Genomic DNA, 20,733 nt, shown 5'->3' on the forward strand with positions numbered 1-20,733 from the left:
GAGGTGCCCGAGAGCTTCTTCGAGGATCTCGGCATCACTTCTGCGATCGGTCGAGGGGTCGACCCTCACCTCACGCCCCCTCGATGAACCCCGCCTGGCGCCACACCTCGTAGATCGCGATCGACGCGGCGTTGGTCAGGTTGAGCGACCGGCGCCCGGGCAGCATCGGGATCCGCAGCTCGTCGGCGACCCGTGGGTGCTGCAGAGCCTCCGGCGGCAGCCCCGTGGGCTCCGGGCCGAACAGCAGCACGTCGCCCTGGCGGTACTCGACGTCGGTGAAGCGGGTGGTCGCGCGGGTCGTGAACGCGAACACGCGGGCTTCCGGCAGGGCGTCGAGGGCAGCGTCGAGCGACGGGTGCACGTCCATCACGGCAAGGTCGTGGTAGTCGAGGCCGGCGCGCTTCAGCTTGGCCTCCGACAGGTCGAAGCCCAGCGGTTCCACCAGGTGCAGGCGGGCTCCCGTCACCGCGGCGAGCCGGATCGCGGACCCGGTGTTCCCGGGGATGCGCGGCTCGAAGTACACGATGTGGGCCAGGGGGTTCTCAGGCATGGGGGCGTCAGGCTGCTGCGGCACGGGTCCATTCTCGCTGTCCGACGGCACGGCGTCGTCCTTGCCGCCGTCGGGCAACCCCGCCTACCCTGGCCCCATGACGCACGGGCTGAACTGGTGGCGGCTGCACCCGCAGCCGTGACCTGACGCGCCCACCCGCACAGAAGTCCCGAGCTGCCCGTCGCAGCCCGGGACTTTTCTGTGCCCGACGTCGTGCGCGGGCGGCTCCCTGACCAAGGAGTCCCAGCATGTCCATGACACTGCCGCCCGAGGCGGCCCCGACGTCGTCCGCCCCCGGCTCGCTCATCGACCTCGAAGCTGCCCGCGAGAGGCGCAGCACCACCCGCTCCGCAGTGGCGGCGCGCGAGCGCACCGCGGTGCTGGAGGAGCGCATCGCCCGGAACCCGGGCGAGTACCGGGTGCTCACCGGCGACCGCCCCACCGGAGCCCTGCACCTGGGGCACCTGCTGGGCACCGTCGCGAACCGCGTACGCCTGCAGGACCTGGGCGTCGAGGTGTTCCTCATCGTCGCCGACTACCAGGTCATCACCGACCGGGACGACGCCGGCGACCTGCACGGCACCGTCCGCGAGGTGCTGCTCGACTACCTGGCGGCGGGCCTGGACCCGCAGCGCAGCACCGTCTTCACGCACTCGGCCGTGCCGGCCCTGAACCAGCTCCTGCTGCCGTTCCTGTCGCTGGTCACCGTGGCCGAGCTGGAGCGCAACCCCACCGTGAAGTCGGAGGCGGAGGCGGCCGTGCTGCGGCAGCGGCGCAGCATCTCGGGCCTGCTGCTCACCTACCCGGTGCACCAGGCCGCCGACATCCTGTTCTGCCACGGCAACCTCGTGCCGGTGGGCGTGGACCAGCTACCGCACCTGGAGATCACCCGGACCGTCGCGCGGCGGTTCAACCAGCGGTACTCCGCCGCGCGCCCGTACTTCCCCGAACCGGACGCGCTCATCGCGCCGTCGACCACCGTGCTCGGCGACGACGGCCGCCGGATGTCGAAGTCGCGCGGCAACGCGCTGGAGCTACAGGCCTCGGAGGACGACACAGCGACGTTCTTCAAGCGCGCCAAGACCGATGCCGAGCGGACCATCACCCACGAGCCCGAGCGACGGCCCGAGATCGCCAACCTGCTCCAGATCGGCGCGTACTTCACCGGGACCACCCCGGAGGCGCTCGCCGACGAGGTGGGCGCCGGGGGAGCGGGACGCCTCAAGGCGCTGGTCACCGAGGCGGTCGTCGAGGGCCTGCGCCCCCTCCGTGCCCGACGCCGGGAGCTTGCCTCGGCCGGCCCGCGGTACCTCGACGAGGTGCTCGCCCGGGGCAACGCGCGGGCGAACGAGATCGCGGACCGCACCCTGGACGACGTCCGCATGCTGATGGGGATGCGCTACTGAGTCCACAGGCCTGTGGACGAACAGGCCTGTGGACAAAGGAGATCCCCGGCCGGGATGCCTCAATAACCCGGCCGGGGAAACCTGTCCGGACGGCGGACGGCGCGACGGGTAGCCACCCGTGGATGTCGCGCCGTCAGCCGCCCGAGATCATCGGGCCAGACGCTCCCGCAGGGCGTCCAGCTGGTCGCGCAGGGCGGCCGGCGTGTGGTCGCCGAACTGCGCGAAGAACTCCTCGGTCAGGTCGGCCTCGGCCTGCCACGGCCCGGTCGGCACGTCGAAGAGCGCCGCCAGGTCGGCGTCGGGCATGTCGATCCCGTCGAGGTTCAGCGTGCCGGGCGCGGGGATGCTGCCCACCGGCGTGGCCACCGAGGTGTCCTCGCGCAGGCCCCGGCCGGCCTCGACCTGGCCCACGATCCACTCGACGACACGCGAGTTCTCGCCGAACCCGGGCCACAGGAAGCGGCCGTCGTCACCCTTGCGGAACCAGTTGACCTGGAAGATCCTCGGGCGCTTCGACTCCTCGATGCCGGCGCCGACCTCCAGCCAGTGCGCCCAGTGGTCGGCCATGTTGTAGCCGCAGAACGGGAGCATCGCGAAGGGGTCGCGGCGCAGCTCGCCCAGGGCACCCTCGGCGGCGGCGGTCCGCTCCGAGGAGATGGTCGCGCCCATGAACACACCGTGCTCCCAGCCGAACGACTGGGCCACGAGGGGCACGTTGGTGGCGCGGCGGCCACCGAACACGATCGCGTCGACCGGCACGCCGGCCGGGTCCTCCCAGGTGTCCGCGATGGTGGGGCACTGCGCGGCGGCCACGGTGAAGCGGGAGTTCGGGTGCGCCGCAGGGGTCTCGGAGTCCGGCGTCCAGTCGTTGCCCTGCCAGTCGGTCAGGTGCGCCGGGGGCTCCGGTGTCAGGCCCTCCCACCAGACGTCGCCGTCGTCGGTGAGCGCCACGTTGGTGAAGATGGTGTCGCGGTCGAACGTGGCCACGGCCGTCGGGTTGGTGTCGATGCCCGTACCGGGTGCGACACCGAAGAAGCCGGCCTCCGGGTTGATGGCGCGCAGCGTGCCGTCCGGGCCGGGGCGCATCCACACGATGTCGTCACCCAGGGTCTCGACCGTCCAGCCCGGGATCGTGGGCTGCAGCATCGCCAGGTTGGTCTTGCCGCACGCGCTCGGGAAGGCCGCGGCCAGGTGGTACTGACGCTGCTCGGGCGAGGTGATGCGGATCAGCAGCATGTGCTCGGCGAGCCAGCCCTCGTCGCGTGCCATCGCCGAGGCGATGCGCAGCGCGAAGCACTTCTTGCCGAGCAGGGCGTTGCCGCCGTACCCGGAGCCGTACGACCAGATCTCGCGGCTCTCCGGGAAGTGCACGATGTACTTCGTGTCGTTGCACGGCCAGGCGACGTCCGCCTCACCCTCGGCCAGCGGCGCACCCACCGAGTGCACGGCGGGGACCCACTGCTGCCCGGCGTCGATCAGGCGCAGGATCTCGTCCGAGACCCGCGTCATGACGTGCATCGACACCACGACGTACGGGGAGTCCGTGATCTCGATGCCCACCTGCGAGATGGGGCCGCCCACGGGGCCCATCGAGAACGGCACCACGTACATGGTGCGGCCCTTCATCGAACCCGCGAACACGCCCTCGAGCTCGGTGCGCATGTCCGCCGGTGCCACCCAGTTGTTGGTGGGGCCGGCGTCCTCCTCCCGCTCCGAGCAGATGAAGGTGCGGGACTCGACACGGGCCACGTCGGCCGGGTTGGAGCGGGCCAGGTACGAGCCCGGCCGCTTCTCCGGGTTCAGGCCGACGAGCGTGCCGGCGGCCAGCATCTGGTCGATCAGGCGCTGCTTCTCGGCAGCCGAGCCGTCGCACCACACGATCCGGTCCGGCTGGGTGAGCTCGGCGACGCTCGCCACCCAGGCACGCACGTCCTGCCGTCCGGCCTCCTGCGTGTCGCGGCGCGCGGCCCGGGCGTCCGCGTCGGCGGGGGCGGAGCCCTGCTCGGTGGTCACGTCGGAGACGAGCTCGGCGACGAGCCGGGTTCGGCGGGGGTTCGCGAGGACGGACATGTGCGCTCCGATCGTCAAAAGCGGGCCACGGTGGCGGGCTTGTTTCCACTCTCATGTGCGGATCGCCCGGAATTCCAGCCCTCCGGCTGTCAAGAATCGCTGATCTTCACGTAGTGTGAAGGAGCGGGATCCTGCTGCCCGGTCACGGCACGGGGCGGCCGGTCGGCCCCGGCGCAGCGGACGGAGGGAGAGCGAGCCATGCCGAGCACCAGCGACACGAGCACCGGCGGGGAGACCGACCTGATCACGCTGGGGCGGCGCATCCGGCACCTGCGCACCGCACGCGGGCTCACGCTGGACGCGCTGGGCGAGCAGGTGGGCTCGGCACCCAGCCTGCTCTCGCTCGTGGAGAACGGCCGGCGCGAACCCCGGCTCGGGCTCCTCCGGTCGATCGCCGAGGCCCTCGGCGTGCCGATGGGCGAGCTGCTCAGCCCCGAGCCGCCGTCGCGCCGCGCGGCCCTGGAGATCGCGCTCGACCGCGCGCAGCGCTCGCCCCTGTTCACCACCCTGGGCGTGCCCGCCGTCAAGCCGAGCCAGAAGCTCCCCACGCCGGTGCTGGAGCAGCTCGTGGGGCTGCACGACGAGCTGGCCCGCCGTGAGCAGCTCGCCATCGCGACGCCCGAGGAGGCGCGTCGCGCCAACACCGACCTGCGCCTGGAGCGGGAGGCCCGCGACAACCACTACCCGCAGTTCGAGGCCGTCGCGGAGCAGATGGTCAAGGCCGCCGGGTACACGGGCGGCGCACTGACCCACCGCACCGTGGCCCGGATGGCCGAGCAGATGGGCTTCACGCTGCTGCACGTCGACGACCTGCCCCGGTCCGCCCGGTCGGTGACGGACCTGCGCAACGGACGCATCTACCTGCCCCCGGCATCGACCCCGGGCGGCCACGGGCTGCGGTCGCTCGCGCTCCAGGCGCTCGCGCACCGTGTGCTGGAGCACGACCGGCCCAGCTCGTACGGCGAGTTCCTGCGCCAGCGCGTCGAGATCACGTACTTCGCCGCCGCCTGCCTCGCGCCCCAGTTCGTGGCCGTGCCGTTCCTCCAGGACCGCAAGCGCGAGCGCGACCTCGCCGTGGAGGACTTCCGCGACGCGTTCGGCATCACGCACGAGGCGGCGGCGATGCGGCTCACCAACCTCGCCACGCACCACCTCGGCATCCCGCTGCACTTCTTGCGCGTGGGGGCGGACGGCGCCCTCTTCCGCGGCTACGCGAACGACGGCCTGCCGTTCCCCCAGGACGTCACGGGGGCCATCGAGGGGCAGCTCATCTGCCGGCGGTGGGCGGCCCGCGAGGCGTTCGAGCGGCGCGACCGGGCCACCGAGTTCTACCAGTACACCGACACCCCCGCGGGCACCTTCTGGTGCTCCACCCAGACCGGCTCCATGTCGCCGTCGGGCGGGCCGGACGGCGGGTCGGGCGCGTTCTCCATCACCGTCGGCGTGCCCTACGCGCACGCCAGGTGGTTCCGCGGCCGCGACACGCAGGTGCGGCGTACGTCCACCTGCCCGGACCCGGCCTGCTGCCAGCGCCCGGCGCCCGAGCTCACCCAGCGGTGGTCCGGCGAGGCGTGGCCGTCCGGCCGCATGCACCAGCAGATCCTCGCGGCCCTGCCACGCGGCGCCTTTCCCGGCGTGGACGACGCCGAGGTCTACGCGTTCCTCGACAAGCACGCCCCCGACTGACCCGAATGTCGGACAGGTCCAGGGGGTCCGATTCCGCCGAGTCCTCCGGGCGTCGCCGGGTTAGCGTAGGCAACCGTGGCATCCAACCTGGCATGTATCGGACTGAACGTCTGGCGGCGTAGCGACTTTCGCGACATGGTGGCGGCGGCCCGCTCGGAGGCGGAGACCATCGCCAAGGACGGCGAGGTCGGCGTCCATATCTGGACCGACGCGTCCGGTGCCCGGCTGGTCATCACCACCGAGGGCGACCTGGTTCGCGTGGTCACGCCCACCTTCTACGCCGCCCCCGGCGCCGTCATGTCCGAGCCGCAGGCGGTCGACGGCGGGCTCGTGCTCGCCGAGCTCGTGAACGACCAGGACGAGGTCTTCACCGAGATCGCCTGCCAGCTCGAGGAGCTCGCCCTGCTCGGCTCTGCGGAGCCTCCGATCGAGGCCCCGGTGTCCGTGGTGGTGCTCGGCAACACGGTGCACGTCACCGGCCGGGCCGACGGCGTCCCGCCCGGCCTGGTCTTCGAGCCCACCGGGGCCTACGCCGCCTCGACCGATGCCACGGCGCACCTGACCGGCGTCGTCCTGGCCGTCGAGGAGCGGTCCGTCAGCCGGACCGGCCAGGGCTTCACCGCCGCCCGCGTGCAGACCGACGGCTTCCAGGTGACGCTCTGCGTGCCCGTCGGCGAGCCGCGCCTGGCTCCCGGCGACGTGCTCGAGATCGACGGCTACGTCGTGGCGTCCATCCCGTCGCTGCGCTGACCCCGACGGCGGCCGGGGTGCCCGCCCGGGAGGGGTGGGGAAATCACTGATGACAACGGGTGCGGCCCCCTGGTGTGATGGCGTCCGGCCGGTGCACGTGCGGCCTGCCCCCCGGATCCCAGCCCGAGAGGAAGGCCCCGCCCGATGAGCACCTCCCGAGCCCTGGCCGGCACCACCGCGGCGCTCGTCGCCGTCGTCACCGCTGTGTCGGCCGTCGCTGTGCCGGCCGCTGCTGTGCCGGCCGCTGCTGTGCCGGCCGCTGCTGTGCCGGCCGCTGCAGTGCCGGCCGCTGCAGTGCCGGTCACCGCCGTGTCCGCCGCCGCCGCACCGCCCGCGCCCGCCACGCCGCCGGCCGCGTCCGCGGTGTCCCACGTCGTGTCCGCCGCGCCGCCCGGCGGGACGTACTACGTGCAGAGCGTCACGACCGGGCTCAACGCGGCCGACGCGGCGGGTGCCGTGGAGCAGCACCGCCCCCGGGGCGACGAGGACCACCAGCGCTGGAGGCTGCGGGCCGAGGGGTCCGCTACCGTGCTGGAGAGCGTGGACACGGCGGGACGCTGCCTGGGCCGGTCCGGGACGCAGGCCCGGACGGTCGCGTGCGGCACGGCGGAGGCGGCCTGGGAGATCGTCGACGCCGGCGCCGACCGCTACCGGCTCAGGGCTCCCGGGACGGACGGCTACCTCGCCGTCGGTCCCCGGCCGAGCGGGGCCGGCTACCCGGCGCAGCTCACGGTGGGCGCGTCCGGGACCCTCGCGGAGTGGTACCTGACCCCGGAGGGCCCGGTGACGAACCCGGCGCCACCGGCCGGCGAGCGCACCCTCGACCAGATGACGTTCCTCACGGCACACAACGCGTACGCGAACGGTGTGGACGGCGGCTTCGCACCGCCGTTCGTCAACCTCGCGCCCAACCAGGTGCGCGGCATCGAGCAGCAGCTCGCGGACGGCGTGCGCGGGTTCCAGCTCGACGTCCACCAGACGCCGGACGGCGCGATCCTCTGCCACAACAGCTGCACGCTGGTGGGCAGCCCGGTCGCGCTGTGGGTCGACCTCCAGCGCATGGTGGACTTCCTGGCGGCCCACCCCGACCAGTTCGTCACCGTGTTCCTGGAGGACTACGTGGACCCGGAGGTGCTGCGCGCCGAGCTCGACCGGGTGACCGGCCTCGCGGACGTGCTCTACCGTCCGGACCTGACCGGGGTCCGTGAGCACGGGTGGCCCACCATGGAGCGGCTCGTCGCGGACGACGACCGGCTCCTGATCTTCAGCGACCACAGCCGGTCCGCGGACGAGTCCGCCGGGCTCACGCGGGACAGCTTCGGGGTGCTGTACCAGCGCGAGTGGACGGTCGAGAACTACTGGTCCATGGGGCCCGGCATCGGCGACTCGGACTGGTCCTGCTACAGCCGGTGGTACGACGCGGGCACGAACATCCCGCTCACGGAGCCCGGCTCCGGGTTCCGGCCGCTGTTCGTGATGAACCACTTCCGGGACGTCCCCGTCGCGGCCACGGCCCGGACGGACAACGAGCGGCTGCTCAACCGGGCGCAACGGTTCTGCCAGCCGGCAGCCCGCAAGAAGCCGACCTACCTCGCCGTGGACCGCTACGACGTGGGCGACCCGGCCACGGCGGTGGCGACCCTGAACACCTACACCTACTGATCCTCCCGACCGGCACGTGTCAGGCGTACAGGTCGCCTGAGGGATCCGTACGCCTGGCACGGCTCAGCCGCGCAGCGGGCCGCCTCGGGCGTCCAGGCGGTCCAGGAGCCGGGGCAGCACGTCGCCGAGCCGCAGCCCGTCGTGCTCGAACTCGTTGGTGACCCACGGCTCCACGTTGCCCACGTGCGCGGCGGTCTCCAGCGAGAGCGACGCGTCGACGAACATGTCGTCGAAGTACACGGCGGCCTCGACGGGCACCTCGTTCTCCGCGAGCCGGTGCAGGTCGTACAGGTCGCGCCAGTCCTGCCGCTCCGCGAGCGCGTGGGCGGCCGCCTCGAACGGCCGCAGGGCCTTGATCTCGGAGAACATCCAGGGGTAGATCATCTCGCCGGTCAGCAGCAGGGGCCGGGCCGACTCGTCGAACGCAGGATCGGCGTCGCGCACGGACTGGGCGGCCCACGCCGTCGGGCCGGTGTGGGACTGGGCGTAGATGGACTCGTGCAGCACCGCGTACAGCGGGTTGGTGGCGAACGAGGTCTCGGCCGCGACCGTGGCCAGGAACGTGTCGCTGAGCGGGCCGCCGTGCGGGGAGTCGAACGCCTCGTCGACGATCCAGTGGACCCGCTCGAAACCGGGCTGCATGCCGAAGTCCATGCCGAGGGTCTGGAAGCGACGCGTGGTCAGGACGTCCCCGCCGGGCTCCGTGACCCCGCCCGAGGCGAGCCGGTCGGCGATCTGCCCGAGGGTCTTCACGGCGTGCGGGTAGCGCGCGCGGAACCGCTCGTTCTTGGCCACCACGCGCGGCTGGGTGCGCTCGTAGACCTCCCTGGCCGACGCCGTCAGCCCGGGCAGGCCGCCGGTGGCGAGGCTCGCGGCCAGGCCTTCGGGGGCGAACGAGAGGTACGTCATGGTGATGAACCCGCCGTACGACTGCCCGAGCGACGTCCAGCGCCGGCCGTCGAACAGGACCTGCCGCACGTGCTCGGCGTCGTGCACGATGTTGTCGGCGCGGAAGTGCGACAGGTACTCGGCCTGGTCCTGCGCCGAGCCGAGCGCGCCGAGCGTCGCGGCCCGGACCGGTGTGGACCGGCCGGTGCCGCGCTGGTCGAGGAGGATCACGCGGAACCGCTTGAGCGCCTCGCCGACCCAGCCCTCGGGGCCGGTGGGGCGTGGCCCCTTGCCGCCCGGGCCGCCCTGGAGGAAGACGAGGAGCGGCAGGTCCTCGGTGCGGCGGGCCGGGTCCACCAGCTCGCGGGCGAAGACGGAGATGGCGGGGGAGCCGTCGGGCTGGGACCAGTCCAGCGGGACGTCGACGGAGTGGTCGGTCACGTGGACGCCGGGGAGGGAGTAGCTGATGGGCACGGGGCAACGGTATCGGGGCGCGGGGATCCTTCAACCACGACCCGTCGGGGTCCTGCGTCGATCCGGCCTCGACGTCGGCTGGCCGGCGTTCAGGGGGATGCGCAACGTGATCGCACATGTCTACGACGGCGTGGACGACGAGCTGGTGTGGCGCGCGCTGGAGAAACGCGTGCCGCAGATGATCGAGCAGCTCGTCGACCGGGATGGGTGAGCATTGCAAAAGTAGAGTGGCTGCTCTAATAATTGAGTATGACGACCACCACCCGGGTACGCCAGCCGCCCGCGCTCCCCGTCCTGATCGGCCTCGGCACGCTCGCGCTCGGCGTCGTGCTGGGCTGGTTCGCGTCGCCCCTGGCGGGCGGGCTCGCCGGGCTGATCGACGCGACGCCGCTGCCGGTGCCCGGGGTGCTCCGGCTGGTCGAGTCGCTGTCCCTGCCCTGGACACTCGGCATCCTCGGCGGCCTCGGCCTCGTGGGCGGAGCCTTCCTCGCCATGGTCACCGTGGGCGAGGCGCCGGACCTGACCGTGGCGCGCGACCACCTGGAGCACGAGCAGGAGGAGCGGGCCGTCTGGGTCGAGCGCTCGGACGTCGGAGCCGCGTTCCGGGACCGGAGCGACCTGGTGCTGCTGCGGCCCGACGGCGGGCTGCGTGCCCGGCTGGACGTCGACACCCTGCCCGCCGCCCGGGTGCGCGACGCACTGGCGGAGCACGGCTGGCCGTGGTCGGAGGCCGACCCGCACGAGCAGCGGTTCGAACGCTGGGTCGACGGCCGGCCGGGGTTCACGGCGGCCGAGCACGAGGTGCTGCGCCGTCGGCTCGCGGAGCGCAAGGACGCCGTCGCACGCCGGGCGGCGGACGAGGAGCTGGACGCGCTCGGGCTCGTGGCGCGGCTCCGGGACGACCGGCTCCAGGTCCGTCGCACGGCGTCGGCCGCTGGGGGTTCGCGTGGCACGGACCGTTGACCCCGCACGGCACGAGGCTCGCCGGCTCGTCATCATCGACGCCGCGTTCACCGTCTTCGCCGAGCGGGGGTACGACGGCGCCACCACCGCCGCGATCTGCCGGCAGGCGGGCATCGGGTCGGGCACGTTCTTCCACTACTTCCCGACGAAGCGGGACGTGCTGCTGGCGATCCTGACGCTCGGCGTGGCCGAGGTGCGGGAGCGCGCCGAAGCCTATGCGGGACGGACGGATGCGCTCGGCGTGCTCCTCGACGTCGTACGGCGCGGCGCCGAGGATGCGGCGGACCCCCGGATGCCCGGGTTCGTGCGCGCGGTGGGCGGCATCATGCAGCAGCCGGACGTCGCGGCGATGCTGGAGGAGGACGCCCGGGCGCAGCGCGAGCTGATGCTGCCGTGGGTCGAGCGGGCGCAGCGGGCGGGCCAGATCCGGGCCGACCTCGGGCCCGAGCGGATCGTCTCGTGGCTCTACCTGCTCACCGACGGGTTCCTCGGCCGTGCGGCGTCGGAGGACGGCTTCACGGTCGAGGCCGAGACGGAGACGCTGGTCGACGCCGCCCGCCGTTTCCTGGCCCCCTGACGTGCCAGACGCCCAGGCCACCGGGGTGGCCTGGGCGTCTGGCGGTGCTACCGGGCGTCCTCGCTACTGGACGTCCTCGTCGACCCAGTCGAAGGTCTTCGTGACGGCCTTCTTCCAGCTCCGGTACAGGCGGTCCCGTTCGGCCTCGTCCATCGCCGGTTCCCAGCGCCGGTCCTCGGCCCAGTTGGCGATCACGTCCGACTCGCCCTGCCAGAAGCCGACGGCGATACCGGCCGCGTAGGCGGCGCCGAGCGCCGTCGTCTCGGCGACCACCGGGCGGACGACGGGCACGCCGAGCTGGTCGGCCTGGAACTGCATGAGCAGCTCGTTGGCGACCATGCCGCCGTCGACCTTGAGCTCCGTGAGGTCCACGCCGGAGTCGGCCTTCATGGCGTCCATGACCTCGCGGGTCTGGAACGCCGTCGCCTCCAGCGCGGCACGCGCGATGTGGTTGCGGTTCACGTACCGGGTCAGGCCCACCAGCGCACCGCGCGCGTCGGGCCGCCAGTACGGCGCGAACAGGCCGGAGAACGCCGGCACGAAGTAGGCGCCGCCGTTGTCCTCGACCTTGCGGGCGTACCACTCGACGTCGGGCGCGTCCGCGAACAGGCCCAGGTTGTCGCGCAGCCACTGCACGAGCGAGCCCGTGACGGCGATGGACCCCTCCAGGGCGTAGATCGGCGCGGCGTCGCCGATCTTGTAGCAGACCGTGGTGAGCAGGCCGTTCTCGGAGGGCACCTTCTCCGTGCCCGTGTTGAGCAGCATGAAGTTGCCGGTGCCGTAGGTGTTCTTCGCGGTGCCGACGTCGAAGCACGCCTGGCCGAACGTCGCGGCCTGCTGGTCGCCGAGGATGCCCGCGATGGGGACACCGGGCACCATGCCGCGCGGGCGGCCCTTGCCGTACACCTCGGAGGAGGAGCGGATCTCCGGCAGCATCGACAGGGGGATGCCCATGTCGGCGGCGATGTCCTCGCGCCAGGACAGCGTGTCGAGGTCCATGAGCATGGTGCGCGACGCGTTCGTGACGTCGGTGACGTGCACGCCGCCGTCGGGCCCGCCGGTCATGTTCCACAGCACCCACGCGTCCGTGTTGCCGAACAGCAGGTCGCCGCGGTCCGCCGCCTCGCGGGCGCCCTCCACGTTGTCGAGGATCCACTTCACCTTGGGGCCGGAGAAGTAGGTGGCGAGCGGCAGGCCCACCACCGACTTGTACTTGTCGGGGCCCTCGGAGCCGCCGAGCTCGTCGACGATCGCCTGCGTGCGGGTGTCCTGCCACACGATCGCGTTGTAGACGGGCTTGCCCGTGGTCTTGTCCCACACCACCGTGGTCTCGCGCTGGTTGGTGATGCCCACGGCGGCGAGGTCGGTGTGGTTGAGGTTCGCCTTGGTCAGGGCGAGCCCGACGACCTGACGGGTGTTGTCCCAGATCTGGTCGGGCTTGTGCTCCACCCAGCCGGCCTTCGGGAAGACCTGGTCGTGCTCGATCTGGCCCGTGGACACGATGGTCCCGGCGTGGTTGAACACGATCGCCCGGGTGCTCGTGGTGCCCTGGTCGATCGCGAGTACGTAGTCAGCCATCGGAAGAGACTCCCTTGTCCATGTCGTGGTCCGTGTCGAGGGTGCGGCTACAGGGCCGCGATGAGCAGTCCGCCCAGGGCGCCGCCGACCAGCGGGCCGAGCACCGGGACCCACGAGTAGGCCCAGTCGCTCCCGCCCTTGCCCGGGATGGGCAGCAGGAAGTGGGCGATGCGCGGACCGAAGTCACGCGCCGGGTTGATGGCGTACCCCGTGGGGCCACCGAGGCTCGCACCGATACCGAGCACCAGGAGCGCGGCGGCCAGCGGCCCCATGTCCCCGGGCCAGTTCGCGAACGACAGGATGACGAAGACCAGCATGAACGTCGCGACGGCCTCGGTGACGAAGTTCCAGGCGTACGACCGGATCTCCGGACCCGTCGAGAAGACGCCGAGCTTGACCGCCGGGTCGGCGTCCAGGTCGAAGTGCTGCTTGTAGGCCAGGTACGCGAGGACGGCGCCCACGAAGGCACCGACGAGCTGCGCGGCCCAGTAGACGAGCAGGTTGCCGAAGGTGGCGGCGATGCCGGGACCGAACTCCTCGGCGCCGCTGGTGAGGATGCCGAGCGTCACCGCCGGGTTGATGTGTGCGCCGGACTTCAGCGAGACGAACACACCGGCGAAGACCGCGAGGCCCCACCCGAAGTTGATCATCAGCCAGCCGCCGTTGAAGCCCTTGGTCTTGGGGAGGATCGCGTTGGCCACCACGCCGGCGCCACCGAGGATCAGGATCATGGTGCCGAGGAACTCGGGCACCACGATGTCCGTGAATGCGTTCATCGCTGACTCGCTCTCTGCCGACAACGCTGTCGGCGTACGGGGGTGAACCCGGCGGCTCCACAGGGGTAGCTCGTCGGCGGACTAGTGGGGATGTACTGGTCGGTCTCCTTGGTTGCTTGCGTGACCCCGGGGCGCGTGGTCCCGGGGTGTCTCAGCCCCGGAGCGGCTGCATCGCCGCCACGTCCGGGGTCGTCTGACGTGCCTGCTCGGCGGCCTCGTCGTCGGGCGCCTCCTCCGCGTGCCGCTCGGCCTCGATCCGCGCCTGCCACGACCGGACCTCGCGCTCCGTGTCGGACACGTCCCAGCCGAGCAGCGGCGCCACGATCGAGGCGACCTCCTCGGCGGCCTCCGTGCCGCGGTCGGGGACCTCGTAGACCAGGCGGGTGCGGTGCGACAGCACGTCCTCCAGGTGGAGGGCGCCCTCGTGGCTCACCGCGTAGTACACCTCGGCCCGCAGGTACGCGGGGGCGTGCTCCAGCGGTACGGCGAGCGACGGGTCGGCGTCGCACAGCTCGACGATCTCGGCCAGGTTGGCGCCGTACCGGTGCAGCAGGTGGTCCAGCAGCGGAGGAGCCCAGCCGAACCGCTTGCCCCAGGTGCGCGCCTGGCGCTGCACGGCACGCAGCCCGACCGCGCCCGTGAGCGGGATCTGGTGCGTGATCGACGGGAGGGCGGCCGCGCGCTGACCGATCGCGAAGTCGACCGCGTCCTTGGCCATGACCCGGTACGTGGTCAGTTTGCCGCCCGCGATGACGGTCAGGCCCGGCGTCGGGGAAGCCACCGTGTGCTCGCGGCTCACCTTCGCGCTGCTGGTGCCGGCCTTGGTGCCCGGCTGGAGCAGCGGACGCAGGCCCGCGTAGGTGCCGATGATGTCTTCCCTGCTCAGCGGGTGTGCGAGGACCGCGTTGGCGTGGTCCAGCACGTAGTCGATGTCGGCGCTGGTGGCCACGGGGTGGGTCGGGTCGAGGTCCCACGGCGTGTCCGTGGTGCCGATGATCCAGTACCGGCTCCACGGGATGACGAACAGCACCGACTTCTCGGTCTGCAGGATGAGCCCGGCGTTCCCGCGGATGCGCTCGCGCGGGACGACGAGGTGCACGCCCTTGCTGGCGAGCACCCGCAGGCCGCCCTCCGACCCGGCCAGGGCCTCGGTGTCCTCGGTCCAGACCCCCGTCGCGTTGATGACCGAGCGGGCCCGGACGGTGATCTCCTTGCCGCTCTCCAGGTCCACGACGACGGCGCCGTTCACCGCACCCGTCGCACCCTGCGTGAGGCTCACGACCTGCGTGCGGCTCGCGGCGTGCGCGCCGTAGCTTGCGGCCGTGCGGATGAGGGTGGCGACGAGGCGGGCGTCGTCGACCGAGGCGTCCCAGTACTGCACCGCGCCGACGGCGGCGTCGTGGGCCAGGTCCGGGAACTTGGCCTCCATCTGGGCCTTGCTCAGGTGCCGGTGGAACGGCATCGGACGGCGGCCCGGGGTGAGCGTCGCGAGCACGTCGTACAGCGCGATGCCCGTGCCCACGTAGGCCCGCTCCCAGACGCGGTGCTCCAGCGGATACAAGAACGGGACCGGTCGCACCAGGTGCGGTGCGAGGTCCCGGAGGAGCAGGTCGCGCTCGGTGAGCGCTTCGTGGACCAGCTCGAAGTCGAGCATCTGGAGGTAGCGCAGGCCGCCGTGGACCAGCTTGCTGCTGCGGCTGGACGTTCCCTGCGCCCAGTCCTGCGCCTCGACCACGGCGGTGGACAACCCGCGCGTGACGGCGTCGAGCGCTATGCCGGCGCCGGTGACGCCGCCCCCGATCACCAGGACGTCGAGCTCGGCCGAGGGGCTCACGCTGGCCTCGAGGGCCGCCAGCGCTTGCGCCCTCGCATCTGCGGTCAGGCGTGTGGATGCCATGCGCCAAACTCACCACGCATTCCGCTACTTGGCAAGACCTTTGCCCTGCGGGTCGGGGTGTGGTGGGATGTTCTCTTGCTCACTTCCTGTTCAGGGCGGGTTTTCGCCAGGCGTTTTGCCTGGAATTGTGCGCCGGCGGGCGGTGGGGACGGCAGCGGTGCGGCGCGGTGTGGCGCCCCGGCCGTAGTGTGGCGCCGTGACGACACCCGAGGCGCCCGCTGCGCCCGTGATCCGGCCTGCTCTCCCCGCCGACGTGCGGACGATCCGCGACCTGGTCGAGCCGCTCAGCCGCCGTCGCATCCTGCGGCCGTACGAGATGGTCGGCTACTACGAGGCGGTGCAGGAGTTCCTGGTGGCGACCGACCCGGCCGCGCCCGCGGACGCCCCCGCCGTCGGGTGCGGGGCGCTGCACGTGATGTGGGACGACCTCGCCGAGGTGCGCACGCTCGCGGTGCACGAGGACTGGCGCGGCCGCCGGGTGGGTCACGCCCTGCTGCAGGCGCTCGTCGAGCGGGCCCGTGCGCTCGGGCTGCGGCGGGTGTTCTGCCTGACCTTCGAGGTCGAGTTCTTCGCCGCGCACGGCTTCCGCGAGATCGACGGCACCCCCGTGACGCCGGAGGTCTACACCGAGCTGCTGCGCTCGTACGACGAGGGCGTGGCCGAGTTCCTCGACCTGGCACGCGTCAAGCCCAACACCCTCGGCAACTCGCGCATGCTCCTGGAGCTCTGACCGCCACAGGGGCCGGCGCCCCGGCGGGCGGGGCTACCGCGGCAGGTGGAGGCGGTCGGCGTCGTCCTGCTCCGCGAGCCCGTCCTCGACGAGGCCCGCGATCGCGCGGTCCAGCTGCGCCCGGTCGGGCCACAGGGTCGCGAGCAGGGCCCGGGCCACGGGCTCGTCCGCCTGGCGCAACTCGGCCATGACCCGCCCGCGCGCCTGCCGGTCGGTACCCGCCCAGGCCTGCGTGCGACGCTTGTCGGCGTGGGCGTCCGGCGGCGAGCCCGCCCTGCGCCAGGCGCACAGCCCGGCGACGGGGCAGGCCGTGCACCGCGGTGCCTTCGCCGTGCAGACCAGCGCGCCCAGCTCCATCGAGGCGGCGGCCCAGCGCGCGGCCCCGGCGTCGTCGTCCGGCGCGAGGGCGGTCGCCAGCGCGCGTTCGGCCGCGGTGTACGACGGCGCGGGGAGCGCCACCCCACCCACCGCCCGGGCCAGCACCCGCCGCACGTTGGTGTCCACCACGACCGACCGCCTGCCGTATGCGAACGCCAGCACGGCGGCGGCCGTGTACTCGCCGACGCCGGGCAGCGCCCGCAGCTCGTCCTCCGTATGCGGCACCGCGCCACCGTGCCGCTCGACGATCGCCCTCGCGCACTCCTGGAGCCGCAGCGCACGGCGCGGGTAGCCGAGACGACCCCAGGCCCGCAGCACGTCCGCGGTCGGGGCCTGCGCGAGGTGCGCCGGCGTCGGCCACTGCTCCAGCCACGCCCGCCAGGCCGGCTCGACCCGGACCACCGGGGTCTGCTGCAGCATGACCTCGCTGACCAGCACGCCCCACGGCGTCCGGTCGGGCGCGCGCCAGGGCAGGTCCCGCGCCGCGCCGTCGAACCAGCGCACGACGCCGGAACGCAGCTCGTCGTGCCGTGTCTCCTCCACAACCGTCACGAGCCCTCATCCTGCCGCACGACGCACCGTGCGCGACGTCCGGGTGACCCTGCGCGGGGCTTCATCCGGTACCAGGTGAAGTAGGACACGTGACCGACTCGGCGGCGCGGCTGCGACCCGGGCCGCGGGCGGCGTCGTATTTTGGAGGCACGGATCGTGGTGACGCGGAGCGTCATCGCACGTCAGGACGTATCAGCAGGGGGATCAGCAGGTGGTCAGTGCACCGGAGCGGGCCGAGCGGGCTCCGGGCCCGGACATGGACCAGGGGCCCGGGGGCAGGCGTCCGCGCCGGCGCGGACGCGTGATCGCCGTGCTGGCGGTGCTCGCGCTCGGCGGCGTCGGGGTCGCGGTCACGTGGCCGCGCGCCGAACCGTCCATCGTGTCGGACAAGGTGAACCCGCCGTCCCCCGTGGACCCGAACGCCGCCGCGTCGCCCTGCACGGCCGAGGACCTCGACGTCGGGCTCGCGGCCGACCGCCTCGCGGTCACGCCGGGGGAGCCGGTGCGGTTCACCGTGTCGGTGCGGAACGAGGGCGAGGTGCAGTGCCTCGTCGACGCTCCCCGGCGGAGCCTCGCCGTGACCGTCTACCAGGGTGAGGTGGGCGAGGCCACGGCGAAGCGCGTGTGGTCGTCCGCCGACTGCGCCGACGCCGAGGAGGAACGACTGCTGCTCCTCGGCCCCGGCGACGTGGACGTCACCGAGACGAGCTGGTCCGACGCCCGTTCCGTGCCCGGCTGCGAGCCCGGTCAGCCCCGGCTGTCCGCCGGCGAGTACACCGCGCAGGTCACGCTCGCCGACGTGGAGGGTGCGACGAGCGACGTCGTGCGGCTGACGTACACGGTGCCGGAACCCAGCGGGTCGGCGTCGGCGTCGGCGTCGCCGTCGGGGTCGCCGTCGCCGTCGGCGTCGGCGAGCGAGGCGGGAGAGGCGGGAACCGAGCCGGGAGAGGCGGGAACGAAGCCGGGCGAGGACGCCGGGTCGGAAGGGGACGCGTCGGAGGCCGACGCGTCGGAGGGGGACTCTTCGAAGAGGGACGCAGGATCGAGCGAGAAGCCGGCCCAGTCCTGAACCGCTCCGGACCGTCCGGCCGGATCGCCGCCGGGACGCGGCAGGTCAGGTCGCTGGTCCGGCGGTCCCCGCCGCGTCAGACGTAGCGCTCCAGGATGCTCGACTCTGCGAGGCGTGACAGCCCCTCGCGGATCGTCCGGGCGCGCTGCTCGCCCACACCGTCGACCGACATGAGGTCGTCCACGCTGGCCGCGAGAAGCTTCTGCAGGCTGCTGAAGTGGCCTACGAGCCGCTCGATGGTGGAGCTCGGCAGCCGCGGCACCTTGGACAGCAGCCGGTAGCCGTGCGGCGCGACGGCGGCGTCGAGCGCGTCGCCACCGCCGGGCAGGTCCAGGATGCGGCCGATCTGGCTCATGTCGAGGAGCTGCTGCGACGTGAGCGCGGACAGCTCGGACTGCACGTCGGCGAGCGTGCGGTCCTTGCGGCCCAGCACGTAGTCGCGGATCACGAACTCCCGGTCGGAGCCGACGTCACCGATGAGCTCGTCGAGCTGCAGCGCCAGCAGGCGGCCGTCCACGCCGAGCTCGATCACGTAGCCGGCGATCTCGTCCGAGATGCGCCCCACCATCTCCAGGCGCTGCACCACGGAGCAGACGTCGCGCACCGTGACCAGGTCCTCGATCTCCAGCGCGGACAGCGTGCCCGACACCTCGTCGAGGCGGGCCCGGTAGCGCTCCAGCGTCGCGAGGGCCTGGTTGGCGCGGCCGAGGATGGTGTCCGAGTCCTCCAGCACGTGCCGCTGGCCACCCACGTAGAGCGCGACGATCCGCATCGACTGGCTCACGGAGATCACCGGGAAGCCGGTCTGCTTGGCCACCCGCTCCGCCGTGCGGTGCCGGGTGCCGGACTCGGTGGTCTCTATCGTCGGGTCGGGCAGGAGCTGCACGGCCGCGCGCCGGATGCGGGTGGCGCCGCGGTCGAGCACCACCGCGCCGTCCATCTTGGACAGCTCGCGCAGGCGCGTCGCGGAGAAGTCGACGTCGAGCGCGAAACCGCCGGAGCAGATCTGCTCCACGATCGGGTCCAGGCCGAGCACGATGAGCGCTCCGGTCCGGCCGCGCAGGATGCGTTCCAGTCCGTCGCGGAGCTCGGTCCCGGGCGCGACGGCGGCCAGGGTCTCCCGGAGCAGCTCGTCAGGGTGCGAGGAGGTCGTGGCCACGAAGAAATCCTACGCTGTGCGCTGGGTCACAAGCAGTTCGTTTCACGAACCGGTCACTCCCCGTCCATCCTCCTGTCGTCTCCGCGACCCGTGGACTGGGCCCACTCCACGGCGTCGCGGATGTGCGCCGCCTCGACCAGGCGAAGCCCGTCGGGTGCCTTGACACCGGTGCCGTGCGGCACGACGGCGTGCTCGAACCCCAGGCGCGCGGCCTCGCCGAGCCGGCGCTCCAGACCGGCGACCGGGCGCAGGTCCCCGGCCAGGCCCACCTCGCCGATGGCGACGGTGGCACCGGGCAGCGGCCGTCCGGTCCGTGCGGACACCAGGGCCAGGGCAGCGGCGAGGTCCGACGCCGGCTCCGTGATCCGGGCGCCGCCCACCGTGGAGGCGTAGACGTCCTGGTCGGCGAGCCGCAGCCCGCCGTGCCGGTGCAGCACCGCCAGGATCATCGCGAGCCGGCTGGAGTCCACGCCGCTCGTCGCGCGGCGCGGGTTGTTCAGCGGGCTGGGCGCCACGAGACCCTGGACCTCGACGGCGAGCGGACGCCGGCCCTCCAGCGTGACCGTGATGCACGACCCCGCGATCCCCGAGCCCGCGTGCGACAGGAACAGGCCCGACGGGTCGGGCAGCCCGACGATGCCGTCCTCCGACAGGTCGAAGCAGCCCACCTCGTCCGTGGGGCCGTACCTGTTCTTCACCGCGCGGATCATCCGCAGGCGGGAGTGCCGGTCGCCCTCGAACTGGCAGACCACGTCGACCAGGTGCTCCAGGGTGCGCGGCCCGGCCACCGAGCCGTCCTTCGTCACGTGCCCCACCAGGATCGTCGGGATCTGGCGCTCCTTGGCCACGGCGATCAGCGCGGCGGCGACCTCCCGGACCTGCGACACCCCGCCGGGGGCGCCGTCCACCTGCGCGGACGCGATGGTCTGCACCGAGTCCACGATGAGCATGTCCGGCTGGTTGGCCTCCAGGTGGCCCAGCACCGTGCCCAGGTCGGTCTCGGCCGCGAGGAGCAGGGTGGGCGACAGCGCACCGATGCGCTCGGCGCGCAGCCGGACCTGGCCGGCCGACTCCTCGCCGGTCACGTACAGCACGGTGCGCGGCGACTCGAAGCCGTCGCGGCCCAGGGCGCCGTCGGCCACGTTGCTGGCGACGGCGAGCAGCAGCGTGGACTTGCCGACGCCCGGCTCGCCCGCGAGGAGGATCACGGCGCCGGGTACCAGGCCGCCGCCCAGCACCCGGTCGAGCTCGCCCACACCCGTCGGGTTGGCGCGCGCCGACTCGACGTCGATGTCGGCGATGGGCCGTGCAGGCTCGCGTGCGGGGGACACGGCAGCGGTGCGCGGGCCCGACGGCGCCGCCCCCTCCTCGCTGACCGTGCCCCACGCCTGGCACTCCCCGCAGCGGCCCACCCACTTGACGGTGGTCCAGCCGCACTCGGTACAGCGATACGCGGGCCGGGCCCGCTTGGAGGTCGATGAGGTCACGGCGTCACGGTACGTGCCACCACTGACACGGGCCGGGACGGGCACGCGTGCGGGCCCGGGGTCCCGGCCGCGTGCCTCCGC

18 protein-coding genes are annotated in these 20,733 nt (G+C 72.8%); 9 read left to right on the forward strand and 9 right to left on the reverse strand.

Annotation, left to right across the window (positions count from 1 at the left end; genetic code table 11):
* Positions 1-70 precede the first annotated feature (70 nt).
* Positions 71-550, reverse strand: coding sequence for a tRNA (cytidine(34)-2'-O)-methyltransferase (locus ACIBBF_RS10155; RefSeq protein ID WP_397412956.1), 480 nt, complete (start codon positions 548-550; stop codon positions 71-73).
* Positions 551-798: 248 nt separating this feature from the next.
* Between ACIBBF_RS10155 and trpS the strand changes: the two genes are divergently transcribed.
* The gene (gene trpS, locus ACIBBF_RS10160; RefSeq protein WP_397412957.1) at positions 799-1,956 is read left to right on the forward strand and encodes a tryptophan--tRNA ligase; all 1,158 of its coding nucleotides are present in this window, start codon (positions 799-801) and stop codon (positions 1,954-1,956) included.
* 147 nt (positions 1,957-2,103) lie between these two features.
* On the opposite strand, the gene ACIBBF_RS10165 is transcribed toward trpS, so the two are convergent.
* The gene (locus ACIBBF_RS10165; RefSeq protein WP_397412958.1) at positions 2,104-4,026 is read right to left on the reverse strand and encodes a phosphoenolpyruvate carboxykinase (GTP); all 1,923 of its coding nucleotides are present in this window, start codon (positions 4,024-4,026) and stop codon (positions 2,104-2,106) included.
* 198 nt (positions 4,027-4,224) lie between these two features.
* Between ACIBBF_RS10165 and ACIBBF_RS10170 the strand changes: the two genes are divergently transcribed.
* The 3 genes from ACIBBF_RS10170 to ACIBBF_RS10180 all read left to right on the forward strand — a co-directional run bounded on the left by ACIBBF_RS10170 (position 4,225) and on the right by ACIBBF_RS10180 (position 8,124).
* Positions 4,225-5,712 (forward strand): helix-turn-helix domain-containing protein, encoded by a 1,488-nt coding sequence (locus ACIBBF_RS10170; protein ID WP_397412959.1) that lies wholly within the window; start codon positions 4,225-4,227, stop codon positions 5,710-5,712.
* 75 nt (positions 5,713-5,787) lie between these two features.
* The gene (locus tag ACIBBF_RS10175) at positions 5,788-6,462 is read left to right on the forward strand and encodes a hypothetical protein (RefSeq protein WP_397412960.1); all 675 of its coding nucleotides are present in this window, start codon (positions 5,788-5,790) and stop codon (positions 6,460-6,462) included.
* 144 nt (positions 6,463-6,606) lie between these two features.
* Positions 6,607-8,124: a hypothetical protein gene (locus tag ACIBBF_RS10180; protein ID WP_397412961.1), complete on the forward strand. Its 1,518-nt coding sequence runs from the start codon at positions 6,607-6,609 to the stop codon at positions 8,122-8,124.
* Positions 8,125-8,187: 63 nt separating this feature from the next.
* On the opposite strand, the gene ACIBBF_RS10185 is transcribed toward ACIBBF_RS10180, so the two are convergent.
* Positions 8,188-9,486, reverse strand: a complete 1,299-nt coding sequence (locus ACIBBF_RS10185; protein WP_397412962.1) for an alpha/beta fold hydrolase — start codon at positions 9,484-9,486, stop codon at positions 8,188-8,190.
* On the opposite strand from ACIBBF_RS10185, the gene ACIBBF_RS10190 reads away from it, so the two are divergent.
* From ACIBBF_RS10190 to ACIBBF_RS10200, 3 genes are read left to right on the forward strand one after another with little or no spacing between them, the layout of a single operon-like run.
* Positions 9,479-9,697: a DUF86 domain-containing protein gene (locus tag ACIBBF_RS10190; protein WP_397412963.1), complete on the forward strand. Its 219-nt coding sequence runs from the start codon at positions 9,479-9,481 to the stop codon at positions 9,695-9,697. The two genes, ACIBBF_RS10185 and ACIBBF_RS10190, sit on opposite strands and share 8 nt — an antisense overlap.
* A 38-nt stretch (positions 9,698-9,735) precedes the next feature.
* The gene (locus ACIBBF_RS10195) at positions 9,736-10,449 is read left to right on the forward strand and encodes a hypothetical protein (RefSeq protein WP_397412964.1); all 714 of its coding nucleotides are present in this window, start codon (positions 9,736-9,738) and stop codon (positions 10,447-10,449) included.
* On the forward strand, positions 10,433-11,026 hold the full coding sequence (locus ACIBBF_RS10200; RefSeq protein ID WP_397412965.1) for a TetR/AcrR family transcriptional regulator: 594 nt from the start codon (positions 10,433-10,435) through the stop codon (positions 11,024-11,026). Before ACIBBF_RS10195 ends, ACIBBF_RS10200 begins: the two co-directional genes overlap by 17 nt.
* Before the next feature lie 63 nt (positions 11,027-11,089).
* Here the strand turns inward: ACIBBF_RS10200 and glpK are convergent, their stop codons facing one another.
* From glpK to ACIBBF_RS10215, 3 genes are all read right to left on the reverse strand, one after another.
* Positions 11,090-12,604 carry a glycerol kinase GlpK gene (glpK, locus tag ACIBBF_RS10205; RefSeq protein ID WP_397412966.1) on the reverse strand — a complete coding sequence of 505 codons (1,515 nt, stop codon included), beginning with the start codon at positions 12,602-12,604 and terminating at the stop codon, positions 11,090-11,092.
* Positions 12,605-12,651: 47 nt separating this feature from the next.
* Positions 12,652-13,380 (reverse strand): MIP/aquaporin family protein, encoded by a 729-nt coding sequence (locus ACIBBF_RS10210; protein WP_397412967.1) that lies wholly within the window; start codon positions 13,378-13,380, stop codon positions 12,652-12,654.
* Between the two features lie 151 nt (positions 13,381-13,531).
* On the reverse strand, positions 13,532-15,277 hold the full coding sequence (locus tag ACIBBF_RS10215; protein WP_397412968.1) for an FAD-dependent oxidoreductase: 1,746 nt from the start codon (positions 15,275-15,277) through the stop codon (positions 13,532-13,534).
* Between the two features lie 196 nt (positions 15,278-15,473).
* Here ACIBBF_RS10215 and ACIBBF_RS10220 point away from each other — a divergent pair, with 196 nt between their 5' ends.
* Positions 15,474-16,007 carry an amino-acid N-acetyltransferase gene (locus tag ACIBBF_RS10220; RefSeq protein ID WP_397412969.1) on the forward strand — a complete coding sequence of 178 codons (534 nt, stop codon included), beginning with the start codon at positions 15,474-15,476 and terminating at the stop codon, positions 16,005-16,007.
* 33 nt (positions 16,008-16,040) lie between these two features.
* Here the strand turns inward: ACIBBF_RS10220 and ACIBBF_RS10225 are convergent, their stop codons facing one another.
* Complete coding sequence (locus ACIBBF_RS10225; RefSeq protein WP_397412970.1) at positions 16,041-16,937, reverse strand: A/G-specific adenine glycosylase; 897 nt, start codon at positions 16,935-16,937, stop codon at positions 16,041-16,043.
* 211 nt (positions 16,938-17,148) lie between these two features.
* Here ACIBBF_RS10225 and ACIBBF_RS10230 point away from each other — a divergent pair, with 211 nt between their 5' ends.
* Entirely contained in the window at positions 17,149-18,006 is an 858-nt protein-coding gene (locus tag ACIBBF_RS10230; protein ID WP_397412971.1) for a hypothetical protein, read from the forward strand.
* Between the two features lie 76 nt (positions 18,007-18,082).
* On the opposite strand, the gene disA is transcribed toward ACIBBF_RS10230, so the two are convergent.
* Both disA and radA read right to left on the reverse strand, forming a co-directional pair.
* The gene (gene disA, locus ACIBBF_RS10235; RefSeq protein ID WP_397412972.1) at positions 18,083-19,165 is read right to left on the reverse strand and encodes a DNA integrity scanning diadenylate cyclase DisA; all 1,083 of its coding nucleotides are present in this window, start codon (positions 19,163-19,165) and stop codon (positions 18,083-18,085) included.
* 53 nt (positions 19,166-19,218) lie between these two features.
* Positions 19,219-20,652, reverse strand: coding sequence for a DNA repair protein RadA (radA, locus tag ACIBBF_RS10240; RefSeq protein ID WP_397412973.1), 1,434 nt, complete (start codon positions 20,650-20,652; stop codon positions 19,219-19,221).
* Positions 20,653-20,733: the final 81 nt, after the last annotated feature.

It is taken from the genome of Promicromonospora sp. NPDC050880 (assembly GCF_044456525.1).
GTDB lineage: Bacteria > Actinomycetota > Actinomycetes > Actinomycetales > Cellulomonadaceae > Promicromonospora.